We start from the raw sequence: 25,449 nt of genomic DNA, 5'->3' as shown, positions 1-25,449 counted from the left end.
ACCAGCCCGCCACCGGCCCGCAGGTGACGATCCCGGCCGCCCGCCAGAGGGCTTTCGGGAAGGGGTGGGGTGGGGAAAAGGAAACCCATGGACACCAGCCGTCACTTTCGACCCGGCGACCCCGGCTTCGTCGCCGACCCCTACCCCGCGTACGCCCAGCTCCGCGCAGCGGGCCGCGCCCACCACCACACCCCCACCAACCAATGGCTCATCCCCCACCACACCGACGTCAGCGGACTCCTCCGCGACCGCCGCCTCGGCCGCACCTACCTCCACCGCTTCACCCACGAGGAGTTCGGCCGTACGCCCCCATCCCCCGCCCACGAGCCCTTCCACACCCTCAACGACCAGGGGATCCTGGACCAGGAAGGTCCGGATCACACCCGGATCCGGCGGCTCGTGGCGAAGGCGTTCACCCCCCGACGCGTCGAGGAACTCGAACCCGTCGTCCAGCGCATCGCCACCCGCCTCGTACGCGACTTCGTCGCAGCGGGCGGCGGGGACCTCCTCGCAGACGTCGCCGAGCCCCTCCCCGTCACCGTCATCGCCGAAATGCTCGGCATCCCCGACGCAGACCGGCACCTCCTACGCCCCTGGTCGGCCGACATCTGCGGGATGTACGAGCTCAACCCGGACGAGGACACCGCCGCACGCGCGGTTACGGCGGCGGTCGAGTTCTCGGCCTACTTGAGGGAGTTGATCCAAGAACGGCGCCGCACCCCCGCCCCCGACCTCGTCTCCGCCCTCATCGCCGTCCACGACACCGACGGCACCCGCCTCACCGAGCAGGAGATGATCTCCACCTGCGTCCTGCTCCTCAACGCGGGCCACGAGGCCACCGTCAACACCACGGCCAACGCGTGGTGGACGCTCTTCCGCCACCCCGAGCAGCTGGCCCTGCTGCGCGCCGAACCCGAGAAGCTGCTCCCCGGCGCCGTCGAGGAACTGCTGCGCTACGACACCCCGTTGCAGCTCTTCGAACGCTGGGTGCTCGACGACATCGAGGTCGCGGGGACGAAGATCCCCCGGGGGGCGGAGGTCGCGCTGCTCTTCGGGTCCGCCAACCGGGACCCGGCCGCGTTCGCGGACCCGGACACCTTCGACGTACGCCGTCCGGTCGCCGACAACCGGCACGTCAGCTTCGGCGCGGGCATCCACTACTGCCTCGGCGCCCCCCTCGCCCGCCTCGAACTGGCCGCGTCCTTCGGTCTGTTGCTGCGCGAGGCCCCGCGCATGCGGCTGGTCACCGAGCCGCGCTGGAAGCCGGGGTACGTGATCCGGGGCCTCACCGCCGTCGAAGTGGAGGTCTAGGACGCCTTCGGGCGCCTCAGCGCCAAGCCGTCCAGGACGACCTCCAACCCGTACGCGAACTTGTCGTCGCGCAGCGCGACCGGGTCCACGACCTCCGCCGCGTACGCCTCGGCCAGGTGCTCGTGGTCCGCCACCGCCTGCTGCGCGGCGGGCATGAGGCGGGCGATGAAGTCCGCCTCGGACTCGCCGGAGCGGGCGACCGTGGTGAGCCACGCCGCCTCCGTGGTGCTCATCCCGATCACGTACGACAGGACCGTCTCGATCGCGCGCTCCGGCTCGGGGAACCCGGCGTCCGCGAAGAGCGCGGCGAGCCGCTCGGAGAACGACATCAGGTTGGGGCCCAGATAGGCGAGGCCCGCCTGGCCGAGGACCGAGGACAGCCAGCGGTGGCGCAGCGCCGTCGCGCGGAACGACTGGGCGGCCTCGGTGGCGGCGGCCCGCCAGTCGGCGCCGTCGGCGGCGGGCACGGCGATCTCCCCGAACACCTCGTCCACCGCGAGCTCCATCAGCTCGTCCTTGGTGGCGACGTGCCGGTAGAGGGAGGTCGCGCCCGCGTTCAGCCGGGCGCCGAGCTTGCGCATGCTGAGCGCCTCGACGCCGTCGGCGTCCAGCATCACGACCGCCTCGCGGACGATCGCGGCCCTGCTCAGCGCGGGCTGGTCGGCTTCGCGCGCCCGACGGGCCCAGACGGACGGGATGGGGTTCGCCTTGGTGGTCCTGGCGGCCATGACGCTCCTTCGCGGCGGTACGTGCGTACGACGTTCGCATTTAGCGTACAGCGACAGACAGTTGCGCACACTGTTCCCCCCTGCGTACAGTGTGCGCATCGAGAGAACGACGTGCGCAGCTGAGAAGGGGAACGAACCATGGAAACCCGCAACCCACGCCGCTGGTGGATCCTGATCGTGCTGTGCCTCAGCTCGCTGGTGCTGGTGATCGACAGCATGGCGCTGACGGTGGCGGTGCCGTCGATGACGGAGGACCTCGGGGCGAGTGCCCAGGACACGCAGTGGATCCTCGACTCCTACATCCTGGTGTTCGCGGGCCTGCTGCTCACCTCCGGCAGCCTCGGTGACCGGTTCGGCCGCCGCAAGGTGATGATCATCGGCTTGCTGCTGTTCGGGGCGGCGTCGCTGGCGGCGGTGTTCTGTACGAATCCCGGCGAGGTCATAGCCGTACGAGTGGCGATGGGCGTGGGCGGCGCGCTGATCATGCCGTCGACCCTCTCCATCCTCATCACCGTCTTCGACGAGGAGGAGCGCGGCAAGGCGATGGCGGCGTGGGGTTCGGTGTCGATGCTCGGTCTGGTCGGCAGCCCGGTGCTGGGCGGCGTACTGATCGACCACTTCTCCTGGCACTCGATCTTCTTCATCAACATCCCGGTCGTGGCGCTGGCCATCCTCGCGGGTCTGCTGCTGATGCCGGAGTCGAAGGCGCCGTGGCAGAAGCCGGATCCGCTGGGCGCGGTGCTGTCGGCGGCGGGGATGACCGCGCTGATCTGGTGGATCATCGAGATTCCGCAGCACGGGGCGTTCGGGTCCCGCTCGCTGGTCACGCTGGCGGTCGCGGTCGTGGCTCTCGCGGGCTTCGTGGTCTGGGAGAACGTCACCTCCGCGCCGATGGTGCCGCTGGTCCTGTTCAAGCACCGCAACTTCAGCGGCGGTTCGGTGTCGCTGGCGCTCGTCCAGATCGGTACGGGTGGGCTGCTGCTCGTCCTCACCCAGTACCTCCAGTTCGTCCTCGGCTACTCGCCGGTCAAGGCGGGCCTGGCGTTCGTGCCGCTGGCGGTGACGGCGCTGGTCGGCAACACGGTGGGGGCGCAGGCCGCCGCGAAGATCGGCAACCGGTGGCTGATCGTGGCCGGCATGCTGACGATGTCCTCGTCCTTCGCCCTGCTGACCACGGTCACCGCGTCCTCGGGCTTCACGGTCCCGGCGATCGCCCTCGGCCTGCTGGGCCTGGGCGCGGGCCTGGCGATGCCGGCTGCGGTCGGCGCCCTGATGGGGACGATCCCGGCGGACAAGGCGGGGGTGGGGTCGGCGCTCAACGACACGATCCAGCAGGCCGGTACGGCGCTGGGCATCGCGATCCTCGGCTCGATGCTGTCGAGCGGGTTCGCGTCGGAGATGCCGTCGGACGCGCCGGATGCGGCTCGGCACTCGATCGCGGGTGCGCTGGCTGTGGCCGGTGGTGACCAGTCCCTGGTACGTACGGCTCACGAGGCCTTCACCTCGTCGATGTCGACGACGTTCGCGGTGAGCGGGATCGGGGTGCTGGTGGCGGCGGTGCTGGCGGGGTTGCTGATGCGGGATGGTTCGCGGGTGGCGACGCCGGAGCGCGAGCCGGAGCTCGCGGCCTGACCTGGTCGGGCCCCCACCCCGCCCCTTCCCTAAACCCTCCGGGGGTGGGAGGGGGCGGAGGTGCGTTCCCGGGGGCTGGGCCCCCGGACCCCGGGCGGGGCTGCGCCCCTGCACCCCCTCGGGCCTTCGCCCCGGACCCCGTCGCGGGGCCTGCGGCCCCTGCGCCCCGCTTCTTTCGTCTGCGGGTCGCGGTGGGTTGCTCGCGCAGTTCCCCGCGCCCCTGAAGGGGTACGGCCGATGGCGATGGCGAAGCCGAGCCATTCAGGGGCGCGGGGAACTGCGCGACCAGTTGGGGACGGCCCGCAGACGAACGGGGTCCGAGTGGCGAAGCCCCCAGTAGCCCACCCACCCCCTGCACGGGCCCGGGGCGCAGCCCGAAAGCGGGGTGCAGGGGCCGCAGGCCCCGCCCAAGGGGTCCGGGGCGTAGCCCCCGGGAAAACCACCCTCGCCCCCTCCCGCCCCCGGAGGGTTTAGGGAAGGGGTGGGGTGGGGGCTGCTACGACGGGGTGATCAGGCGGGACTCGTACGCGTACACCGCCGCCTGTGTGCGGTCCCGCAGGCCCAGTTTCACCAGTACCCGGCTCACATGCGTCTTGATCGTCGACTCCGCCACCACCAACCGCTCCGCGATCTCCGCGTTGGAAAGGCCCTGGGCGATCAGGACGAGGACCTCCGTCTCGCGGTCGGTCAGTTCCTCGACCTGGACCGAACCCACACCCACCGTTCCCCGCCGCATCGGCGTCGACCGCGCGAACTCTGTGATCAAGCGGCGCGTCACCGACGGCGCCAGCAGCGCGTCGCCGGACGCCACGACCCGTACGCCCTCAGCGAGTTGACGTGCGGACGCGTCCTTCAGGAGGAACCCCGACGCCCCCGCCCGCAGCGCCTGGTACACGTACTCGTCCAGGTCGAAGGTGGTCAGCACCAGCACCCGCGCCGCCGTGTCCGCCGCCACGATCTCCCGCGTCGCCTCGATGCCGTTCATCTCGGGCATCCGGATGTCCATCAGGACGACGTCCGGGCGGAGTTCGCGGACCTTGGCCAGCGCCTCCCGGCCGTCGACCGCCTCGCCGATCACCTCGATGTCCCGCTGGGCGTTGAGCAGGACCGAGAAGCCCTCGCGGACCATCATCTGGTCGTCGACGATCAGTACGCGGATGCTCGCCCCGCTCATGCCTCGCCCGCCGTCGCCGCCGCCGTCACGGGGATGAACACCGTCACCTCGTAACCGCCGTCCTCCCCCACCTCACCCGCCGTCATCTCGCCGCCCAGCATCGCCACCCGCTCCCGCATCCCCGTGATCCCGTGGCCGCTGCCCGGCGACGCGGCCGCCGGGCCCGTCGGCGGGCCGTTGACCACGCGCAGGCCCACCCCGCCCAGCACATAGCCGACCTCCACCCGCGCGGCCGCGCCCGGCGCATGCCGCAGGGCGTTGCTGAGGGCCTCCTGGATGATGCGGTACGCCGACAGCTCGACGCCCTGCGGGAGTTCGCGCACCGCGCCCGTGACCGCCTTGGTCACGTCGAGCCCGGCGTCGCGTACGTTCGCGAGGAGCCGGTCGAGGTCGGCGAGGGTGGGCTGGGGCGCGTCCGGCGCCTCGTAGTCCTCCGCCCGTACGACACCGAGCACGCGGCGCAGCTCGGTGAGCGCCGCCACCGCGTTCTCGCGGATCGTCGCGAACGCCTGCGTCAGCTCCGGCGGCGGGTCTTCCACGCGGTACGGGGCGGCCTCGGCCTGGATGGCGACCACCGACATGTGGTGCGCGACCACGTCGTGCAGCTCGCGCGCGATGGTGGTGCGCTCTTCGAGCACGGTCCGCTTGTCGCGTTCGACGGCGGTGACCGACTGCTGGACGGTGATCTTCTGCTCCGCTTCCCGGCGGATGCTCACGACGACGGCGATCAGAAGCAGGATCGCGGAGGTGACGGCCATCGTCCCGGCGTCCGAGCCGCCGTACCGGTGGCCGGAGAACTGCATCACCGTGCCGAGCAGCAGCGTGAGCACCCACATCCACGCGGCGGTACGGGGCCGGGTGCGCAGCGCCACCACGACCATCACGGTGAGCTGGGCGAGGAACGTGCCCGGCGCCCACGGCCAGCCGAGGCCGTCGCCCCGGCCCAGGACGCTCATGACCACCGTGGTCGCGCACATCGTCCACCAGGCGCCGACCGGCCGTATCAGGGTCATGGCGACGGGCACCCCGGTGAGCAGTCCCGACGCCACCCAGATGAGCAGCTCCGGGCCGCCGCGCTGGGAGCCGGCGGTGTACGTGATCACCGCGGCGCAGAACGCGACGAAGAGCACGGCCGCGTGCGGGGTCCAGGCCGCGTACCGGCGCAGCCGGTCGGACAGATGGCGGGTGAGCGGGCCGTCCGTACGCATCGGCGGCAGCGGCCGGTAGGCGAAGGCGTCCCGGAACAGGTCCTGGCGGAGTCCGCCGAAGGCGTCCATGGCGAGCAGGAACTCGGGGCTGCGTACGCCGTTGCCCGGCGTGCTCCCCGGCGGTTTGGGGCTGAGGGTCTCGGTCACGTGCCCACGGTAGGCGGGGGCGAGTGGCCGGGGCGTCCCCTGCGCTACGGATCCGGCGGGGTCCGCCTCAGGTACTACGGCTCCTCCGTCCGGCCTCTCAGTACGCCAGCTGGGCGATCTCCTCGGCGACGACCGCGCAGGCGTCGGCGGCGGGGTCGATGAGGGGGAAGTGGCCGACGCCGTCGAGCAGCGTGAGCCCGACGGTCTCCCCCGCCCTGGCGGCGGCGTCGACGTACGCCTCGGCCACGGCCTGCGGCACGACGATGTCGTCCCGGCCCTGGACGAGGGTGGTGGCGACGCCGGTGGGGAGGAGGGCGGCGGGGTCGGTGGCGGCGGCGCGAGCGCTGAACGCCCCGTCCCCGCCGAGGAGTTGCTGGACAGCCCCGTCACACACCTCCAACGCCACCGCCGTGGTGAAGTCGGCGATGGGGGCGAGGGCGACGACTCCGCGCAGGTGGGCGGCGGTGGGGGTGTGCCACGGGGAGTCCGGCGGCAGTACGTGTCGGGACGCGGCCCACAGGGCGAGGTGGCCGCCGGCGGAGTGCCCGGTGATCACGGTACGGCGGAGGCCGGCGGTGGGGAGGTGGGTGCGGGCGAGGTCGGGGAGGGCGTCGAGGGCGGCGGCCACGTCGTCGAAGGTGTCCGGCCAGCGTCCGGCGACGGGTCCCGTCCCTCCTTGCTTCGGCAGGAGGCCGCCGCGTCGGTACTCGACGTTGGCGACGGCGAATCCCCTGCGGGTGAGGAAGTCCACGAACGGGGTGAGGTGCGCCCGGTCGTAGCGCTCGCGCCAGGCGCCGCCGTGCAGGGCGACGACGAGGGGGGTGTCGTGGGCCTCCCCTCTGGGTGCGTAGAAGTCGATGACCTGGTCGGGGTGGGGGCCGTAGGGGGCGGTGGTGTCGGGGGGGACGGCTGGATGCGAGAAGGCCGCGGCGGCTTCGGCGGCGTCCCTGGCGGCGGGGTCGTGCATGGGTCACCTGTCTCTTTTGTGGGGGCGGAGGCGGACGGTAGCAGGGGGTTCGCGGCCCGGGCGGTAATTCCCCCACCCCACCCCTTCCCCAAAGCCCTGGGCGGGCGGCCGGGTGCTTTGTCTGCGGGCCGTCCCCACTGGTCGCGCAGTTCCCCGCGCCCCTTATCGGCCCGGTGTTCGTCTGCGGGTCGTGGCCGGTTGCTCGCGCAGTTCCCCGCGCCCCTAGGGGGTACGGGCGACGGCGATGGCGAAGCCGAGCCTTTTAGGGGCGCGGGGAACTGCGCGACCAGTGGGGGACGGGCCGCAGACGAACGAATACCTCGGGGTCCGGGGGCGTAGCCCCCGAGAGACCGCCCTCGCCCCCTCCCCACCCCCGGAGGGTTTAGGGAAGGGGCGGGGTGGGGGGGCTAGGCCAGGGCCGTCGACAGGGCTCGCGCTGCCCTCTCCGCGTCCCCGAACCCCACGTACAGCGGCGTGAAGCCGAACCGGAGGACGTCGGGGCGGCGGTAGTCGCCCACGACACCCGCCGCGATGAGCGCCGCCATCACCGAACCCGCGTCGTCGCAGCGGAGGGCGACCTGGCTGCCCCGCTCCCCGTGCGCCGCAGGCGTAACCGAAGCCACCCGCCCCTGCGGCACGTACGCCGACACGCACTCCAAGAAGAAGTCCGTCAACGCCAACGACTTCGCGCGGACCGCGTCGATCGAGACCCCCGTCCAGACGTCGAGGGCCGACTCCAGGGCCAGCATGGACAGAATGTCCGGCGTGCCCACACGGCCCCGCACCGCCCCGGCCCCCGGCACGTACTCCCCCCGCATCCCGAAGGGATCCTCGTGCGAGTTCCACCCGGGAAGGGGCGAGTCGAAGGACGCCTGGTGGTCGCCCCGGACGTACAGATAGGCGGGCGAACCCGGCCCGCCGTTCAGGTACTTGTAGGTGCAGCCCACCGCGAAGTCCACCCCGTGCGCCTCCAGGCCCACCGGCAGCGCGCCCGCGCTGTGGCACAGGTCCCAGACCGCCAGTGCCCCCGCCACGTGCGCGGCCGCGGTGATGCCGGGCAGGTCGTGCAGCCGGCCCGTGCGGTAGTCGACGTGGTTGACCAGGATCGCGGCCGTACGCGGACCGACCGCCGCCGCCATCTCGCCGGGCGCGACCGGGCGGACCGCCCGGCCCGTCATCCGCGCGGCGGACCCCGCCACGTACCCGTCCGTCGGGAACGTCGACTCGTCGACCAGGATCTCGTCGCGGTCGGACGGCGCCAGCCGCACCGCCGCGACCAGCGCCTTGAAGACGTTCACACTCGTGGAGTCGCCCACCACGATCCGGCCCGGCGCCGCGCCGACCAGCGGCGCGATGCGGTCGCCGATCCGCTCCGGCGCCGTCCACCAGCCGCTCTCGTCCCAGGAGCGGATGCGCAGCTCGCCCCACTCGTGCGCGATGACCTCCTGCATCCGGGCCGGAACGTGGCGCGGCAGCGCGCCCAGCGAGTTGCCGTCGAGGTAGACCGTGTCGTCGTCGAGGGCGAACAGGTCGCGGTGCTTGGCGAGTTCGTCTGCGGCGTCCAGCGCCGCGGCCTTGCCGGCCAGGGACTCAGACATGGCTGCGCGCCGTCCACAGCTCGGGGAACACGTTCTTCGCCGCGCGCTTCTCCAGCCAGGCCACGCCCGCCGAACCGCCCGTGCCGGTCTTCGCGCCCATCGCTCTCCTCGTCGCCACCAGATGGTCGTTGCGCCAGCGCCACACCAGCTCGCCCACATCGGTCAACGCCTCGCCCAGGCGTACGAGTTCCCCGTTCTGGTCCCCGGCGTAAAGTTCCGCCCAGACGGCCTCGACCTGCGGCGACGGCTCGTACCGCTGGGAGAGGTCGCGGTCGAGGACGGCGGCCGGAACGGCGTACCCGCGCCGCGCCAGCAGCGCCAGCACCTCGTCGTACACGCTCGGCTCCTGGAGCGCCTTCTCCAGCTCGGCGTGCGCACGCGGCGCGCCCCGGTGCGGCACCAGCATGGACGCCGACTTCTCACCGAGCAGGAACTCCATCCGGCGGTACATCGCCGACTGGAAGCCGGAGCCCTCGCCGAGGGCCGCGCGGTAGGAGTTGAACTGCGCCGGGGTCAGCTGCGCGAGGGGCGTCCAGGACGCGTTGAGCGCCTCCAGCTCGCGTACGGACCGCTTGAGCGCGTCCACGGCCACCGGCACCCGGTCCTCGCGCAACGCGCGCGTGGCGGTCTCCCACTCGTGGACGATCACGGTGAACCACAGCTCCATGACCTGGGTGGTGACCAGGAAGACCATCTCGCCGGGGTCGTCCGAGCGCAGGTGCTGGAGGTGGGTGAGGACGTCCGCCTGGACGTAGTCCTCGTAGGGCGTGGTGCCCGCGAAGTCCAGGTTGGGGGCTTCGGCCGGGTCGACGGCTCCGGCGGCGGCTGCTCCGGCGGTTTCTACCGGTTCGGACATCTTTGATGACATCGCTGTCTCCCTGATGTGTCCGGGTAGCGGTCCGCCCCTTCCTTCATCGGCATCGGAGCCCCGGTCCCCACCCGCATCATAAGCACGCCCCGCCCACCCTCGTCAGGGCCCGGAAAGTGGCCTACGGCACGGCCGGGCCGTCCACGAAGGCGCCGCCCTTGGCGTACGGCCACGCGTTGGACTTGCAACCCTTCAGACCCTTGATCTGCTGCATCATCACCGGCGCGGCCTTGCCCTCGCCCGGGCAGTCCATGTGCTGATGGAAGCCGATCATGTGGCCGATCTCGTGGTTGATGATCAGGTGCCGGTACTCGGCGGGCGGCCCGTCGTACTGCGGCGAGCCCTTCACCCACCGCTTGAGGTTGACCACGACACCGCCCGCGACCTCGCAGTTCAGCTCGCCGTGGGTGTCGCCGTTGACCGCGCAGAGCCGGTCCGTGGTGGCCGGGGTGGCGATCTTTATGGTCACGTCGGCGCTGTCGTCGCCGGAGACCAGCTGGAACCGGCCGCGTCCGTGCGCGGCCCAGCTGCGGGGGTGGGCGAGGATCGCCTGGACCTCGGTGGCGGCCTGGCGCGGCGAGACGTCGACGCCGTCCTCGACGAGCACCTTGTAGCGGCGCAGCGGGCCGCCGGTGCCGACGGGGACGCCGGAGGCGCGGGCGGGGGTGAAGGTGCCGGGCCCGGCGGCGGGCACGTCGTCGCCCCCGTCGCCCTTCTTGCCGGAGTCGCTCCCCTCGCCGGGCTTCTCGTCCTTCTTCGACTGCTTCGGGGGCGGGGCGGTCGGGAGGGGGGTGCGGGAGCCGAGGGGGCTCTCGGCGGCGTATCCGGGTTCGGGGGTGTAGCCGTCGCGGCCGCGCCACTCGGCGAGGGCGGAGCCGCAGATGAGGGCGAGGCCGAGGAGGCCGCCCACGAGGAGCAGGGCGCGCGGGTGGCGCCGGGCCGAGCGTCTGCCACGGCCACGGGGTCGGGTGTGGCCACGGCCACGACGGTCTCCGCTGCGGGCTGCTCGCTTGCCCAAGACAGACTTCTCCCCTTGTCACGGCTGGAGTTGGGGGGAAGAGGTGTGGGGCCTCGTGCGCCAGCGCTCGGATACGATCCGCGGTTTTCGGTTTGTTGTCCTGTAATCGATGGTGCGTGCGATCGTACCGCCCGTACGGGAGTTGTCCGGGCGGTACGCGTTCGTGCAGGTCAGCCCAGCGTGTCGGCGGCGAGCGGCGAGGAGTCCCGCAGGAACGTGGTGCAGCGCTCGAACTCGGCCTGCTCGCCGATGGCTTGGGCGGCGCGGGCCAGTGCGTGCAGGGCGCGCAGGAAGCCGCGGTTGGGCTCGTGCTCCCACGGGACCGGGCCGTGGCCCTTCCAGCCGGCGCGGCGCAGCGAGTCGAGGCCGCGGTGGTAGCCGGTGCGGGCGTACGCGTACGACTCGACCGTGCGGCCCGCGTCGAACGCGTCGTCCGCGAGCTGGGCCCAGGCGAGGGAGGAGGTGGGGTACTTGGCGGCGACGTCGGCGGGGGCGGTGCCCTGCGCGAGCAGGTCGCGCGGTTCGGGGTCGTCGGGGAGGTGGGTCGGGGCGGGCCCGCCGAGGAGGTTCTCGTGAATGGACATGCCTCCAGTCTGCCGCGTCCGCCACCCACCGGGGGTTTTGGCCCCTCCCCGCCCCTTCCCGAAAGTCCTCTGGCGGACGGCCGGGTTCGTCGGCTGCAGGCCGTCTGTGGCTGGTCGCGCAGTTCCCCGCGCCCCTAAAAATGCCGCTCCGCGGCAATCCCCTGGGCGCCCCGAAGGGGCGTTCTTAGGGGCGCGGGGAACTGCGCGACCAGCCCACCACCGGCCCGCAGACGGACACGGATCCCCCGGAGGGTTTAGGGAAGGGGCGGGGTGGGGGTCAAACCCCCCGGTCCCGCTCCAGCGGCGGCGTCACCCCGCAGGACACCCGGCACTCCGGATGGCACACCCCCACCGGCAGACGGCGAACCGTCAGATACGCCAGCACCGCCCCCACCACCAACACCCCCGCACACACCGGCATCGCCCGCCGAAACGTCGACCCGAACTCCGCCGCGGAGCGGTAGGCGGACGGGGACATGCCTGCCACCAACGGCAGCGCCGCCACCGCGATAAGCCCCGCCGCCCGCGCCGCCGCGTTGTTGATCCCGCTCGCCAGACCCGCCCGCCCCGCGTCCACCGACCCGAGCACCGTCGCCGTGAGCGGCGCGACCAGGGTCACCATGCCCAGGCCGAGGACGACGACCGCGGGGAGCACGTCACGTACGTACGACGCGTCCACCCCCACCCGCAGCATCAGCAGCATCCCGGCCGCGCACAGCAGCGGCCCCACCGTCAGCGGTATGCGCGGGCCGATCCGCTCGCCCAGCGCGCCCGAGCGGGCCGAGAGCAGGAGCATCAGGACCGTGGTGGGGAGCAGGGCCGCGCCCGCGCCCAGGGCCGAGTACCCCGCCACCACCTGGAGCTGGAGCGCCGCCAGGAAGAAGAAGCCGCCGAACGCCGCGTACACGCACACCGTCACCACGTTCACCGCCGTGAACTGGCGCGACGCGAAGATCTCCGGCGGCAGCATGGGATCCGGCAGGCGGCGTTCCAGACGGACGAAGGCCACGCCCAGCAGGAGACCCGCCGCCGCCGCGCCGAGCACCAGCGGCGACGCCCCCTGCCCGGGCGCCTCGATCAGCGCGTACGTCACCAGTGCGAGCGCCAGCGCCCCCAGCACCGCCCCGGTGACGTCGAACCGGGCCGTGTGCACGCGCGCGTCCTTGGACTCCGGGACGTGCCGCAGCGCCACCGGGACGCACAGCGCGGCCAGCGGGACGTTCAGCAGGAACACCCAGCGCCAGCCGGGGCCGTCCACCAGCCAGCCGCCCAGGAACGGGCCGACGGCCGCCCCGACCCCGCCGAGCCCGGACCAGACGCCGACGGCGGCGGCCCGGTCGTCGGGGTGGAAGCTCGCCTGGATGAGGGCGAGCGAGCCGGGGGTGAGGAGCGCGCCGCCTATGCCCTGGAGGGCGCGGGCGGCGATCAGGACGCCCGCGTCGGGCGCGATGCCGCACAGCAGCGACCCGGCGGCGAACCAGACCACGCCGAAGACGAAGACCTTCCGGCGGCCGTACCGGTCGCCCAGCGCTCCGCCGAGCAGGATCAGCCCGGCGAGCGTGAGCATGTACGCGTTCACGGTCCACTGGAGCACCGCCATGTCCGCGTCCAGGTCCGCCCCGATGCGCGGCAGGGCCACATTGACCACGGTCGAGTCGAGCATCGCCATCCCGGACCCGAGCACGGTCGTGAACAGCACCCACCGTCCGGCCGCCGTGCCCATCCGTACGCTCATGGATCCACTCTCGCCCAACGCACGAGACCCGGCACCCCCCGAGCGGGGGAGGCCGGGCCTCGTGCGGGGGAGCGCGGGCGGCGGGCCCGCGCGCCCGTTACTTCAGCTTCGTGCCGGTCGAGCGCAGGTTCGCGCACGCCTCGGTGACGCGCTTGGCCATGCTCGCCTCGGCGAGCTTGCCCCAGGTACGCGGGTCGTAGGTGGACTTCTTGCCGACCTCGCCGTCGACCTTCAGGACGCCGTCGTAGTTGCGGAACATGTGGTCCGCGACCGGACGCGTGAAGGCGTACTGGGTGTCGGTGTCCAGGTTCATCTTCACGACGCCGTTCTCCAGCGCGGTCGCGATCTCCTGCTCGCTGGAGCCGGAGCCGCCGTGGAAGACGAAGTCGAACGGGGAGGCCTTGCCGTACTTCGCGGCGACGCCCTCCTGGAGGTCCTTGAGGAGCTCCGGACGCAGCACGACGTTGCCCGGCTTGTAGACGCCATGGACGTTGCCGAAGGAGGCGGCCAGCAGGTAGCGGCCCTTCTCGCCCAGGCCGAGCGCCTCGGCGGTGCGCAGCGCGTCGTCGACGGTCGTGTACAGCTCGTCGTTGATCTCGTGGCTGACGCCGTCCTCCTCGCCGCCGGTCGGGGTGATCTCGACCTCAAGGATGATCTTGGCGGCGGCGGCCTTGGCGAGCAGCTCCTGGCCGATGGCCAGGTTGTCCGCGAGGGTCTCGGCGGAGCCGTCCCACATGTGCGACTGGAAGAGCGGGTTCAGGCCCTTGGCGACGCGCTCGGCCGAGACCTCCAGGAGCGGACGTACGTAGGCGTCCAGCTTGTCCTTGGGGCAGTGGTCGGTGTGCAGCGCGACGGTGATGTCGTACTTGGCGGCGACGACGTGCGCGAACTCGGCCAGGGCGACCGCGCCGGTGACCATGTCCTTGTTGTACTGGCCACCCAGGAACTCGGCACCGCCGGTGGAGATCTGGATGATGCCGTCGCTCTCGGCCTCCGCGAAGCCGCGCAGCGCAGCGTGCAGGGTCTGGGTCGAGGTCACGTTGATGGCCGGGTAGGCGAACTTGCCTGCCTTCGCCCGGTCGAGCATCTCGTTGTAGACCTCGGGGGTTGCGATGGGCATCTGTCCGCTCCTTGTGATGTGCGGGGTGTGCGATATGTGCTGGCCCTGACCTGGGGGCGACGTCATCGTCGCGGCCCATCTTTCCAGACTCTGCGCCCGGCTCCACCCTGCGGACGGACGAGGGGGCTGCCGTTTCACGTGAAACGGCAGCCCCCTCGGGGAAAGCACAGGTCAGAGCCGGTATGGGCGGCATCGAGGACCTAGGTCACCACTTTCGGAGTGCCCGTCAGTCGATCTTGCCGGGTACCCCGGACCGGTTACGGCGACGGTGGCAATCCGGGCATTTACCCCGTTATGCCGGACCCTGTTACGCCAGGCCCAGGTCGCCCAGCCGGTACCCCGTGAGGTACGCCAGACCCGCCTCGGCGATCGCGTCGGCCGCGCCCCGGTCGACGATCGTGGCGACGGCCACGACCTCGCCGCCCGCCTCGCGCACCGCCTCGACGGCCGTCAGCGGCGAGCCGCCGGTGGTGGAGGTGTCCTCGACCACCAGGCAGCGGCGGCCCTTGACGTCCGTGCCCTCGATCCGGCGCTGCATGCCGTGCGCCTTCTGCGCCTTGCGCACGACGAAGGCGTCCAGGCGCTGCCCGCGCGCGGCCGAGGCGTGCAGCATCGACGTCGCCACCGGGTCGGCGCCCAGGGTCAGCCCGCCGACGCAGTCGAAGTCCAGGTCGGCGGTGAGGTCGAGCATGACCTGACCGACCAGCGGCGCGGCCTCGCCGTCCAGCGTGATCCGGCGCAGGTCGATGTAGTAGTCGGCTTCCAGGCCCGAGGAGAGGGTCACCTTGCCGTGCACCACGGCCTTGTCCTTGATCTGCTGGAGCAGGTCAGCGCGTACGTCAGTCATGCCCGCCAGCTTAGAGGCGCCGCCAGCTCCAGGTCGTCGCGAGCTCCAGCGGGTCCACCGGCGTCACCAGCCTCGGGAGCGTGTTGAGGCCGTTGGGCGGGCCCGACTGGGGCTCCACGCACACCGCCGCCTCCTGCTCGTCGTAGACGACCACCCACTCGCTGCGGCTGGTCACCTTCAGCTCCAGCTGCTCCGGCCAGGTGAGGGTGACGTCGACGCCGTCGGGCATCCCGAAGCAGTCGTCCCAGGGGCCGGGCAGGGGGTCGATGCGGCGGCCGGTGGGCAGGTGGTCGTCGCCGCGCTCCTCCTGCCAGGCGGGGGTGAACCCGAGCCGGACGTCCTCGCCGCCGAGGTTGCGCAGGAACCACGGGTGCCAGCCGACCTGCGCGGGGAAGGAGTCGCCGTACGTCTCGACGCCCATGGTGAGCGTCAGCGCGTTCTCGGACAGCTCGAAGATCTGGGTGACGCGGCCGGTGTACGGCCAGGGCTCGGCCAGGTCGTACGTGAAGTGGGCCTCGGCGTGGCCGGACTCGCCCCCGCCGGTGCGCACCCGCTTCCAGACGGTGTCGCGGCCGGTGCCGTGGATGGCGTGCGGCGGGGAGTTCAGCGGCAGCTGGTACTTGGTGCCGCCGTTGCGGAACTCGCCGTGCTCGATGCGGCCGCACCAGGGGACCATCGGGAACGAGCCGTAGTGCTCGCCCTGGCGCAGCACTTCCGTACCGCCGATGCGCAGGCTCTCGATCCGGCATCCGAGGTCCGGACGGACCGTCAACTCGACGTCGCCGGCCGCCAGCCGGACACTCTTGTCGCTACTCACGCCCCCGACACTACTTGCGTCACCGCACGCGCCGGAGCGCGCGCCGCCGTGTTGGCCACAGTGGTGCGGTCAGCGGCGGCGGCGCAGGGCGCGTCCGACCACCACGGCGGAGGCCAGCGCGAGGGCGGCGGCCGGGGCGACCCAGCGCAGAGTGGCCCCGCCGGCGCCGGCCGGGGCGGGCACCGGTGCGTACCGCCCGCGCGGCGGCGCGTGGTCGACCTCCTCGGCGCTGCGCCCGATCATGGTCCGGCGCGCGTGCGCGGCCTCGGCGGGTACGTAGTCCGCGTCCCCCGGCACGTCGAACTCCTCCTCCGCGAGCGGATCGAGCGAGGGCGGCGGGACGACGGCGTCGAAGACGGAGTGGCCGGTGCCGTCGGAGGCGTCGGCGCCGGGGGCGGTGCCGGTCCCGGACGCGGTCGGCCCGGCGGGATCCGCCTCGGGCTCGTCGCCGGGTACGTCACCTGGCACCTCGCCGGACGGGGTCCCCGCATCCGCCGCCAGCGCCGCGCCGAAACGGTCCAGCAGACGGGCGGCCGAGGCCCTGGCCCCTTCCGGCGTCGCCGTGGCCACGCGGCCGTCCGCGGTCGCCGTGGCGGTGAAGGCGAGGCGGGTGCCCTCGGCCTCGGGGGCCAGCCGCAGAGTGAGGGAGAACTTCGCGGCGCCTGTGCCGCGCACCTCCGTGCCCTCCGCCTCCACGCCGAAGGTGTCCTCGTCGAGCTCGGTGATCCGCAGCGTGCCCCGGTAGGTGATCGTGTGCCCCTCGACGCGGAGCTTCAGCCGCCCGGCCACCGGTGGCTCGCCCGCGTCCTGCTGCAGGCCGGGGACGCAGCGGGCGACCCTCGCCGGGTCCCGCAGCGTCTGGCGGAGTGACTGGACCTCAACCGGAACGAACACCTCATGCTCCATGGGAAACGAGCCTACTCAGGGGCGGCCGTCCCGTCTGCGCAAACGCCGCGACCGGCGGCGGCGAACCCCCCTCATCCCGTATAGCGCGGGTGCACCAGCGTCGACGGGGGCAGCTCGGCACGCGGGCGGGCGTCCGCCAGGGGCTCCAGCTCGGGGCCGAGCGGGGCGCCCGGCGGCCCGGACGGCGAGGCCAGGACGAAGCCCCAGTCGTGCGGGGCCCTGGTGGCGTCCGAGGCGCGGTCGGGGCCCGCCGTGAAGCCCGTGAGGCGGCCCGTCGCGCGGTACGGCACGGTCCACAGGCCCGCCGCCCGTACCGTCGACTCCACCGTCCAGTACGTGTGCTCGCGCGTCGCGACCGGGCCCGCGTGCACCACGATCCGCCCGCCCGGCGCCAGCACCCGCGCGGCCAGGCCGAAGAACTCCTCCGAGTAGAGCTTGGTGCTCGGGGTGATGCCCGGGTCCGGCAGGTCGGAGACCACCACGTCGAACGGCCCGGCCGACCGGCCGGGGCCCCGCAGCCAGCCGAACGCGTCCGCGACCACCGGCCGCACCCGCCGGTCGTCGTACGCATGGCCGTTCAGCGCGGACAGGGCCGGGTCGTGGCGGGCCAAGTCCACGACGCCCGCGTCGAGTTCGACCAACGTCACCGAGCGCACGCCCGGGTTGCGCAGCGCCTCGCGCGCGGCGAGGCCGTCCCCGCCGCCCAGGATCAGCACCCGCCCGTGCGGGCCCGACTCCATGGCGGGGCCCACGAGCGCCGAGTGGTAGCGGTGCTCGTCGCGGCCGCTGACGCGCAGCCGGCCGTCGAGGAAGAGGTCGAGCGGGCCGCCGGGGCCGTGCCCGGTGCGGCTGCCGGTGAGGACGATCTCCTGCACCCCGGTCTGCACCGCGACCCGCACCTGCCCCCCGTACACCGCGCGCCGCGCCGCCTGCTCGAAGGCGCCCACCAGGGCCGTGGTCGTCGCGAGCACCGCCAGGACCAGCACGTTCGCAGCGAAGAGCCACCAGCGCGCGCGGGGGGTGAGATCGCGCCGGAACAGCCACAGCACCAGCGCGCCGCCCGCCACCGCGTTGACCGCGCCGGTCAGCAGCGCCCCCGTCAACTGGCCGAGCAGCGGCAGCAGCAGGAAGGGGAAGGCGAGGCCGCCGACGAGCGCTCCCACGTAGTCGGCGGCGAAGAGGTCCGCGACCGTGCCGCCCGGGTCCTGCCGGGAGACGCGCTGGATCAGGGTCATCAGGAGCGGGATCTCCGCGCCGATGAGCACGCCGATCCCGAGCGAGAACGCCACCAGTGCGTACCTCGCGCCGCCGATCCAGGCGAACGTCGCGTACAGCACCATCGCCGAGCAGCCGCCGACCAGCGCGAGGGCCGCCTCGATCAGGCCGAAGCCGACGGCGGCGTGCAGCCGCAGCCGTTTGGCGAGCAGGGAGCCGATGCCCATGGCGAAGACCATCACGGACAGCACGACGGAGGCCTGGGTGACCGAGTCGCCGATCAAGTACGAGGCGAGGGCGACCAGTTCGAGTTCGTAGACGAGTCCGCAGGCCGCGCAGATGAACACGGTGCCGAGCACGATGAACCGCGCGGTGCTGCGCCGGGGTGCCGGCGGCGGGATGCCACAGGGCAGGACGGGCACAGACGGTTCGATCATGATGGGAACGCTACGTCACGACTCGCTGGCATCCTGTCACCCACACGAGTGCAACTCGCGCACTGCGGAGGGAATTACGGCCCCCGGAGTGGCGGTGCACCCCCTCCTGCCTGCACGCATTCTCAGAGCACCACGGGCGCCGCCATCCGGACACCGACCCTCGTACGGGTCACCACCAACTGCCCCTCCTGTGGGTACGCGTGCCAGGTCCGCCAGCGCACCTGGCCCTCGCCGCGCTGCGCGAGCATCGCGGTGAACGCGTGCGGCGAGCCGGGAAACGTCCCTGCAAGACCGTTGGGGTGGTCCGCGACCAGCGCGAGGAGCTCCTGGGCGCGCCCGGCGAACGAGCCCCCGGACAGCGTCTCCACCCGCGCGGCGAACTCGTACTCCCACTCCCCGAGACGTTTCGCCACCCCGAGGGGCAGCGGCGTGCTGCTGCCGGGCATACAGGCGACGGTCTCCGAACAGGAGCCCTGCTCCTCTTCGAGGAGGACCTGGTGGGAGGCGCCGAGAAGTCTCAACTGGAGCTTGGCGCCGGAGAGTTCGAGGTCGAGGACGGCCAGCGCGGGCAGCGGCTCCCGGCCCAGAGCCCAGGCGAGGTCACTGGCACGCGTGTCGGTGTAGACGGTCTGGAGAGTCGTGAGCATGGGTGGGCTCCGCAAAAACACACATGTGGAGGGTGGACGACCGGGGTCACCCCGGAACCGGTGCGAGGGAAGGGGGGACCGCCTGCTCAGGTCCGCCCGGTGGGGGTCCGTGGGCTGCGTTTCTCATCAGCGAGGGAATCATGAAGTGCGCGGCGCTCACAGCGTTTTTACCCAACTTGACGTGGTTTCCATCCCCTGGGATGCAACACGGTTCAACTGTTCAACCCGAGGGTGTGCGCGAAGGCGCCCGGCGGGTGGCTGCCCGCCGGGCGCGCGGAAGGGGCGTGCGGACGGAATCGGCTGCCCCGTGTCAGCCGCGACCGCCGCAGACCGTCAGCTGGAGCCGCCGCAGCCGCCGCCCCCGCCTCCGCAGGACGAACCGCCCCCGCAGGAGGAGTGGCCGCCGCCGCACGAGTGGCCGCCGTGGTGGCCGTGGCCGCCACCGCCGCCGCTGTCACCGGCCCACCAGGACCCGGAGGAGGAGCCGCCCGAGCCGGCCGAGCGGCCGGATCCGGACGCGTACCACCCGCGCCGCCACTTGGCGTTGCTTCCCCGGGTCAGCCTGCCGACGACGTACCAGATCAGTACCAGCACGGCCCCCGCGACGACATATCCCATCTCCCCCACCGTCCTTCGTTCTTCTCTCGTGCGTGACAGGGGGATGCCCTCGGCCGTCGCGCGCGAAAGCAGACTTGAGCAACTCCAGAGGTTCCGCGCAGGATGGCGGCCATGACCTCCAGCGCGCGCCCTCTCCTGAACCGCCGCCTCGCCGAGTTCGGCACCACGATCTTCGCCGAGATGTCCGCCCTCGCGGCGCGGACCGGAGCCATCAACCTCGGCCAGGGCTTCCCCGACACCGACGGCCCCGAGGAGGTGCGCGAGGCCGCCGTGCGGGCGCTGCGCGACGGGCGCGGCAACCAGTACCCGCCGGGCCCGGGCGTCCCCGAGCTGCGCACCGCGATCGCCGACCACCAGCTGCGGCGCTACGGGCTCGCGCTCGACCCGGACCGCGAGGTGCTGGTGACGGCCGGCGCCACCGAGGCGCTCGCGGCCGCGCTGCTCGCCCTGGTGGAGCCGGGGGACGAGGTGATCGCCCTGGAGCCGTACTACGACTCGTACGCCGCCTGCATCGCGATGGCGGGCGGCACCCGCGTCCCGGTGACGCTGCGGCCCCGGACCGAAGGGGGCGAGCGGCGCTTCGTGCTCGACCTCGACGAGCTGCGCGCCGCCGTCACCCCGCGCACCCGCCTCATCCTGCTCAACACCCCGCACAACCCCACCGGGACCGTGCTCACGCGCGCGGAGCTGACGGCGGTCGCCGAGCTCGCGTGCGAGCGGGACCTGCTGGTGGTGACCGACGAGGTGTACGAGCACCTGGTCTTCGACGGCGAGCACGTGCCGCTGGCGACGCTGGAGGGGATGCGCGAGCGCACCCTGACGATCGGCTCGGCGGGCAAGACGTTCTCGTTCACCGGCTGGAAGGTCGGCTGGGCCACCGGCGCGCCCGAGCTGGTCGCGGCCGTCCGCTCGGCCAAGCAGTTCCTCACGTACGTGGCCTCCGGGCCCTTCCAGTACGCGGTCGCCGAGGCGCTGCGGCTGCCGGACGCGTTCACCGACGGGATGCGCGACGACCTGCGGGCCAAGCGGGACCTGCTGAGCGAGGGCCTGGCGGCGGCGGGCTTCGCGGTGTATCGCCCGGCGGGCACCTACTTCGTCACCACCGACATCCGCCCGCTGGGCGCGGAGCTGTCGCACGGTGGCGACGGCTTCGCCTTCTGCCGGGCGCTGCCGGAGCGCTGCGGGGTGGTGGCGATTCCCAACGCCGTCTTCTACGACCACCGGGACGCGGGCGCGCCTTTCGTCCGATTTGCCTTCTGCAAGAGGGAGAGTGTGCTCGAAGAGGCCGTCTCCCGGCTGAAGGCGCTCGCGGGCTGAGCTCGCGGGGCAGGCCCGCGGGACCGACTACGCGCGCGCCCGGAGGTGCACCCTGTCCGCCGAGATCACCGCCCTCGTACGCCGGTCCGGCGCCGCCCTGGCCACGCCGCGGCGGCTGACCGCGCTGCGCCGGGCGGCCCCCGCGCTCGGGCTGTTCGCCGCCGCGCGGCTCTCCGGGATGCTGTTCCTGGCGGGGTGGGCCTGGCACCTGGGGCGCTCGCCGCGCGCGCTGCTGGCGACGACGTGGGACGCCGACTGGTACATCAAGATCGCGGCGAACGGCTACGGGCGGACGCTGTACTGGCCGGGCGGGGTCGTCCAGAGCGACCTGGCGTTCTTCCCGCTCTACCCGAGCCTGCTGCGGGCGGTGACGACGGCGCTGCCGGTGGCGGGCGGCACGGCCGGGCTGCTGGTCTCCTGGACGGCGGCGGCCGCGGCGGCGTGGGGGATCTACGCGGTCGGCGACCGCCTGGCGGGCCGCCGCACGGCGACCGCCCTGGTGCTGCTGTGGGGCCTGCTGCCGCACTCCATCGTGCTGTCGATGGCCTACACCGAGCCCGTGATGACGGCGCTGGCCGCCTGGGCGCTGCGGGCGGTCCTGGAGCGGCGCTGGCTGTGGGCGGGGGCGCTGGCGGCGCTGGCGGGCCTCTCGCGGCCGAACGCGGTCGCGGTGGCAGCGGCGGTCACCGCGGCCGCCGCGGTCGCCCTGTGGCGCGGTGGGCGGGCCGTACGGGGGGACTGGCGGGTGTGGGCGGCGGGCCTCGCGGCGCCGCTCGGCTGGTGCGGGTACGTCCTGTCGGTCGGCGCCCGAAAAGGTGATCCGCTGCGCGGCTACTTCACGGTCCAGGCCGCCTGGACGTCCAGGTTCGACTTCGGCCACGGCTCGCTGCGCTTCGTACGGAAGCTGGCGATGAGGCCGTACGACCTCGGCTACACGATGGCGTTCCTGATCACGGCGGCGGCGCTGCTGCTGTTCGCCCTGTTCCTGCTGGAGCGGCCGCCCCTGCCGGTGCTGGTCTACACGGCGGTGCTGGTCCTGATCACGGTCGGCGGGTCGGGCTTCTTCGAGTCGAAGCCGAGGTTCCTGCTCCCGGCCTTCCCGCTGCTGCTGCCGCTCGCGGCCGCGCTGACGAAAGCCCGGCCGAGGGCGGCGGTCATCGTGACCGCGGCCCTGGCCGGGCTGTCGTTCGCGTACGGGGCGTATCTGCTGACGCTGGCCCCGATGGCGCTGTGAGCGCGGCGGCTCAGGCGTCGTCGCCGGGGGCGTCGCCCTCGTCGTCGCCCTCGGCGGCGTCGGCGTCCTTCTCCAGGCCGAGCTGCTCCACGAGCCACTTGTCGAACTCGATCGAGGCGCGGACCCAGCTGACGGTCGACGACACGAAGTGCTCCAGGGCGACGCCGGTGCCGATCAGCATCTGCGCCTCACCGATGAGCCGGACGGCGCCGTCGTCGTGGGTGTGCGTGTAGACCTTCGGCCACAGGGTGCGGCGGTTCCAGTCGTCGATCGTCTCCAGCAGCGCGAGCTTGTCGTCGATGCTGTGCGGGCGGTCGTAGAAGGTCCGCACCGAGAAGACCTGCTGGTCCTCCTCGCCACGGAACATGAAGTACGTGCGGAACTCCTCCCACGGCGCGGCGAGGTCGCCCTCGTCGTCCACGACGTACTTGAGCTCCATCTGCTCCAGGAGCTGCTTGACCAGGTCCTGGTCGGGTACGACGGGCCCGGCCGGTCCACCGGTGGGCTGCGGGCCGGGCTGAGCCCCGAAATTCGGAATCGAGGACGGGTCGATGCTCATCGTGAATCTTCCTTCGTACGGTTCCGGTCATCCTCCCCCATGCCGGGCGGGGGCTGGCAACCCCCGCCACGGGTATCCGCTGACGGCTGACCGAATCCTGGCGCGCGGGTCGCTCTACAGGCTCTTTCCGGTCGCCGCGCCGACGATCAGGCCGTCGCCGAACCGGTCGACGCGGACCGTGTCGCCGTCCTTGACCTCGCCCGCCAGGATCTCCTTGGCGAGGCGGTCGCCGATGGCGGTCTGGATCAGGCGGCGCAGGGGGCGGGCGCCGTAGGCCGGGTCGTTGCCCTCGTCGGCCAGCCAGGCCAGGGCCTCGGGGGTGACCTCCAGGGCGAGGCGGCGGTCGGCCAGGCGCTTGGCGAGGCGGGCGATCTGGAGCTCCGCGATGTGCGCCAGCTCGTCCTTGGTGAGCGCCGAGAAGACCACCAGGTCGTCCAGCCGGTTGAGGAACTCGGGCTTGAAGCTCGCCCGCACCACCTCCAGGACCTGCTGCTTCTTCTCGTCCTCGGAGGTCAGCGGCTCCACCAGGTACTGACTGCCCAGGTTCGACGTCAGCACCAGGATCGTGTTGCGGAAGTCGACCGTGCGGCCCTGGCCGTCGGTGAGGCGGCCGTCGTCGAGGACCTGGAGCAGGACGTCGAAGACCTCCGGGTGCGCCTTCTCGACCTCGTCGAGCAGGACCACGCTGTACGGACGGCGGCGGACCGCCTCGGTGAGCTGGCCGCCCTCCTCGTACCCCACGTACCCGGGCGGGGCGCCGACCAGACGGGCCACGCTGTGCTTCTCGCCGTACTCCGACATGTCGATGCGGACCATCGCCCGCTCGTCGTCGAAGAGGAAGTCGGCCAGGGCTTTGGCCAGTTCCGTCTTGCCCACGCCGGTCGGGCCGAGGAAGAGGAACGAGCCCGTCGGGCGGTCCGGGTCCGCGATGCCCGCCCTCGTACGGCGGACCGCGTCCGAGACCGCGCGGACGGCCTCGCTCTGGCCGATCAGCCGGCGGCCCAGCTCGTCCTCCATGCGCAGCAGCTTCTGCGTCTCGCCCTCCAGGAGGCGCCCGGCGGGGATGCCGGTCCAGGCGCCGACCACGTCCGCGATGTCGTCCGCGCCGACCTCGTCCTTGACCATGCTGCTCTTGGTGTCGGCGGTCTTCGCCGCCTCCTGCTCGGCCTCGGAGGCCGCCTCCAGCTCGCGCTCCAGGGTCGGGATCTCGCCGTAAAGGAGCTTGGAGGCGGTGTCGAAGTCGCCGTCGCGCTGGGCGCGCTCGGCCTGGCCGCGCAGGTCGTCCAGGCGCTCCTTGAGCTCGCCGACCCGGTTCAGGCCCTCCTTCTCCTTCTCCCAGCGGGCGGTGAGGCCGCGCAGGTCCTCCTCCTTGTCGGCGAGGTCGCGGCGGATCTTCTCCAGGCGCTCCTTGCTCGCCGCGTCCGTCTCCTTGGACAGGGCCAGCTCCTCCATCCGGAGGCGGTCGACCGCGCGCTGGAGCTCGTCGATCTCCACGGGGGACGAGTCGATCTCCATGCGCAGCCGCGAGGCGGCCTCGTCGACCAGGTCGATCGCCTTGTCGGGCAGGAAGCGGGAGGTGATGTACCGGTCGGACAGGGTCGCGGCGGCCACCAGCGCGCTGTCCGCGATCTGCACCTTGTGGTGCGCCTCGTACCGCCCCTTGAGGCCGCGCAGGATCGCGATGGTGTCCTCGACCGTGGGCTCGGCGACCAGGACCTGCTGGAAGCGGCGCTCCAGGGCGGGGTCCTTCTCGATGCGCTCGCGGTACTCGTCGAGGGTCGTCGCACCGACCATCCGCAGCTCGCCGCGGGCCAGCATCGGCTTGAGCATGTTGCCCGCGTCCATCGCCGAGTCGCCGCCGGCGCCCGCGCCGACGACCGTGTGCAGCTCGTCGATGAACGTGACGATCTGGCCGTCGCTCGCCTTGATCTCGGAGAGGACGGTCTTCAGGCGCTCCTCGAACTCGCCCCGGTACTTCGCCCCGGCGACCATCGCGCCGAGGTCCAGCGAGACGAGCCGCTTGTTCTTCAGGGACTCCGGGACGTCGCCCTTCACGATCCGCTGGGCCAGGCCCTCCACGACCGCGGTCTTGCCGACGCCCGGCTCACCGATGAGCACCGGGTTGTTCTTGGTGCGCCGGGAGAGCACCTGCACCACCCGGCGGATCTCCTGGTCCCGGCCGATGACCGGGTCGAGCTTGCCCTCGCGGGCCGCTGCCGTGAAGTCCGTGCCGAACTTCTCCAGGGCCTTGTACTGGCCCTCGGGGTCGGGGGTGGTCACCCGCCGTCCTCCTCGTACTGTCTCGAATGCCTCAAGGAGCTTCTTCGCCGTGGCGCCCTGCTCAGCGAGCAGCTCGCCGGTCCGGCCGCCCTTGGCGGCCAGGCCGATGAGCAGGTGCTCGGTGGAGAGGAAGTCGTCGCCCAGCTCCTTGGCGCGCCGGGCGGCGTCGGCGATGACGGCCAGCAGCTCGCGGTCGGGCTGCGGCGGGGCGACCGTGGACCCGGTCACGCTGGGCAGCGCGGCGAGCAGCCGCTCCGCCCCGGACCGCACGGCAGCCTGGTCGGCGTCGACGGCCGCCAGCAGGTCGACGATGTTCTCGTTCTCCTCGCCCGTCAGGAGGGCGAGGAGCAGGTGCGCGGGCGTCAGGTCCGGGTGTCCGTCGGACACGGCCCGGTTGCTGGCGGCGTTGATCGCGTCCCGGCTCTTGTTGGTCAGCTCGGCGTCCACGTGCGGTCTCTCCTCCTCGGCGTAGGGGTCAGAAC

The 25,449-nt window shown here is 72.6% G+C and carries 22 protein-coding genes; 4 read left to right on the top strand and 18 right to left on the bottom strand.

The window, feature by feature from the left end:
• Positions 1-87: 87 nt before the first annotated feature.
• Positions 88-1,311, top strand: a complete 1,224-nt coding sequence (locus IE252_RS04170) for a cytochrome P450 (RefSeq protein ID WP_190087917.1) — start codon at positions 88-90, stop codon at positions 1,309-1,311.
• Here the strand turns inward: IE252_RS04170 and IE252_RS04165 are convergent.
• Positions 1,308-2,039 (bottom strand): TetR/AcrR family transcriptional regulator C-terminal domain-containing protein, encoded by a 732-nt coding sequence (locus IE252_RS04165; protein WP_190087916.1) that lies wholly within the window; start codon positions 2,037-2,039, stop codon positions 1,308-1,310. The genes IE252_RS04170 and IE252_RS04165 overlap by 4 nt on opposite strands.
• 138 nt (positions 2,040-2,177) lie before the next feature.
• On the opposite strand from IE252_RS04165, the gene IE252_RS04160 reads away from it, so the two are divergent.
• The gene (locus IE252_RS04160; RefSeq protein ID WP_190087915.1) at positions 2,178-3,671 is read left to right on the top strand and encodes an MFS transporter; all 1,494 of its coding nucleotides are present in this window, start codon (positions 2,178-2,180) and stop codon (positions 3,669-3,671) included.
• A 496-nt stretch (positions 3,672-4,167) separates the two neighbouring features.
• Here IE252_RS04160 and IE252_RS04155 read toward each other — a convergent pair whose 3' ends face one another.
• The 15 genes from IE252_RS04155 to IE252_RS04085 form a co-directional block, all read right to left on the bottom strand.
• A complete protein-coding gene (locus tag IE252_RS04155; protein WP_190087914.1) occupies positions 4,168-4,845 on the bottom strand; it encodes a response regulator in 678 nt (225 codons plus the stop codon).
• Positions 4,842-6,200 carry a sensor histidine kinase gene (locus tag IE252_RS04150; protein WP_373298501.1) on the bottom strand — a complete coding sequence of 453 codons (1,359 nt, stop codon included), beginning with the start codon at positions 6,198-6,200 and terminating at the stop codon, positions 4,842-4,844. The genes IE252_RS04155 and IE252_RS04150 overlap by 4 nt, the downstream gene beginning before the upstream one ends.
• Positions 6,201-6,297: 97 nt before the next feature.
• Positions 6,298-7,167, bottom strand: coding sequence for an alpha/beta hydrolase (locus IE252_RS04145; protein WP_190087913.1), 870 nt, complete (start codon positions 7,165-7,167; stop codon positions 6,298-6,300).
• A 407-nt stretch (positions 7,168-7,574) separates the two neighbouring features.
• A complete protein-coding gene (gene kynU / locus IE252_RS04140) occupies positions 7,575-8,765 on the bottom strand; it encodes a kynureninase (RefSeq protein ID WP_190087912.1) in 1,191 nt (396 codons plus the stop codon).
• A complete protein-coding gene (locus IE252_RS04135) occupies positions 8,758-9,621 on the bottom strand; it encodes a tryptophan 2,3-dioxygenase family protein (protein ID WP_229848040.1) in 864 nt (287 codons plus the stop codon). The genes kynU and IE252_RS04135 overlap by 8 nt, the downstream gene beginning before the upstream one ends.
• A gap of 133 nt (positions 9,622-9,754) precedes the next feature.
• Complete coding sequence (locus IE252_RS04130) at positions 9,755-10,543, bottom strand: DUF3152 domain-containing protein (protein WP_229847986.1); 789 nt, start codon at positions 10,541-10,543, stop codon at positions 9,755-9,757.
• Between the two features lie 278 nt (positions 10,544-10,821).
• Positions 10,822-11,235 carry a DUF3151 domain-containing protein gene (locus IE252_RS04125; protein ID WP_190087910.1) on the bottom strand — a complete coding sequence of 138 codons (414 nt, stop codon included), beginning with the start codon at positions 11,233-11,235 and terminating at the stop codon, positions 10,822-10,824.
• A 277-nt stretch (positions 11,236-11,512) separates the two neighbouring features.
• Positions 11,513-12,970 carry an MFS transporter gene (locus IE252_RS04120; RefSeq protein WP_190087909.1) on the bottom strand — a complete coding sequence of 486 codons (1,458 nt, stop codon included), beginning with the start codon at positions 12,968-12,970 and terminating at the stop codon, positions 11,513-11,515.
• Positions 12,971-13,067: 97 nt separating this feature from the next.
• Complete coding sequence (fbaA, locus tag IE252_RS04115) at positions 13,068-14,090, bottom strand: class II fructose-bisphosphate aldolase (RefSeq protein WP_190087908.1); 1,023 nt, start codon at positions 14,088-14,090, stop codon at positions 13,068-13,070.
• Positions 14,091-14,397: 307 nt separating this feature from the next.
• The gene (pyrE, locus tag IE252_RS04110) at positions 14,398-14,937 is read right to left on the bottom strand and encodes an orotate phosphoribosyltransferase (protein WP_190087907.1); all 540 of its coding nucleotides are present in this window, start codon (positions 14,935-14,937) and stop codon (positions 14,398-14,400) included.
• A 10-nt stretch (positions 14,938-14,947) separates the two neighbouring features.
• A complete protein-coding gene (locus tag IE252_RS04105) occupies positions 14,948-15,754 on the bottom strand; it encodes an aldose epimerase family protein (RefSeq protein ID WP_190087906.1) in 807 nt (268 codons plus the stop codon).
• A gap of 69 nt (positions 15,755-15,823) precedes the next feature.
• Positions 15,824-16,660 carry an SRPBCC domain-containing protein gene (locus IE252_RS04100; protein WP_190087905.1) on the bottom strand — a complete coding sequence of 279 codons (837 nt, stop codon included), beginning with the start codon at positions 16,658-16,660 and terminating at the stop codon, positions 15,824-15,826.
• 71 nt (positions 16,661-16,731) lie between these two features.
• Positions 16,732-18,312 carry a polyamine aminopropyltransferase gene (locus IE252_RS04095; RefSeq protein ID WP_190087904.1) on the bottom strand — a complete coding sequence of 527 codons (1,581 nt, stop codon included), beginning with the start codon at positions 18,310-18,312 and terminating at the stop codon, positions 16,732-16,734.
• Between the two features lie 122 nt (positions 18,313-18,434).
• A complete protein-coding gene (locus tag IE252_RS04090) occupies positions 18,435-18,959 on the bottom strand; it encodes a DUF2617 family protein (protein ID WP_190087903.1) in 525 nt (174 codons plus the stop codon).
• 333 nt (positions 18,960-19,292) lie between these two features.
• The gene (locus IE252_RS04085; RefSeq protein ID WP_190087902.1) at positions 19,293-19,577 is read right to left on the bottom strand and encodes a hypothetical protein; all 285 of its coding nucleotides are present in this window, start codon (positions 19,575-19,577) and stop codon (positions 19,293-19,295) included.
• A gap of 102 nt (positions 19,578-19,679) precedes the next feature.
• Here IE252_RS04085 and IE252_RS04080 point away from each other — a divergent pair, with 102 nt between their 5' ends.
• Both IE252_RS04080 and IE252_RS04075 read left to right on the top strand, forming a co-directional pair.
• Positions 19,680-20,894, top strand: coding sequence for a pyridoxal phosphate-dependent aminotransferase (locus tag IE252_RS04080; protein ID WP_190087901.1), 1,215 nt, complete (start codon positions 19,680-19,682; stop codon positions 20,892-20,894).
• Positions 20,895-20,946: 52 nt separating this feature from the next.
• On the top strand, positions 20,947-22,128 hold the full coding sequence (locus IE252_RS04075) for a putative hexosyltransferase (RefSeq protein WP_373298512.1): 1,182 nt from the start codon (positions 20,947-20,949) through the stop codon (positions 22,126-22,128).
• 10 nt (positions 22,129-22,138) lie between these two features.
• On the opposite strand, the gene IE252_RS04070 is transcribed toward IE252_RS04075, so the two are convergent.
• Positions 22,139-22,687 carry a type III secretion system chaperone family protein gene (locus IE252_RS04070; RefSeq protein ID WP_190087899.1) on the bottom strand — a complete coding sequence of 183 codons (549 nt, stop codon included), beginning with the start codon at positions 22,685-22,687 and terminating at the stop codon, positions 22,139-22,141.
• Positions 22,688-22,801: 114 nt separating this feature from the next.
• A complete protein-coding gene (gene clpB / locus IE252_RS04065) occupies positions 22,802-25,414 on the bottom strand; it encodes an ATP-dependent chaperone ClpB (protein ID WP_190087898.1) in 2,613 nt (870 codons plus the stop codon).
• Positions 25,415-25,449 lie beyond the last annotated feature (35 nt).

It is taken from the genome of Streptomyces melanogenes (genome assembly GCF_014649795.1).
Classification (GTDB): Bacteria; Actinomycetota; Actinomycetes; order Streptomycetales; family Streptomycetaceae; genus Streptomyces; species Streptomyces noboritoensis.
The sequence above is the reverse complement of the archived record's forward strand: the minus strand, read 5'-3'. Positions and strand labels throughout refer to the sequence as shown.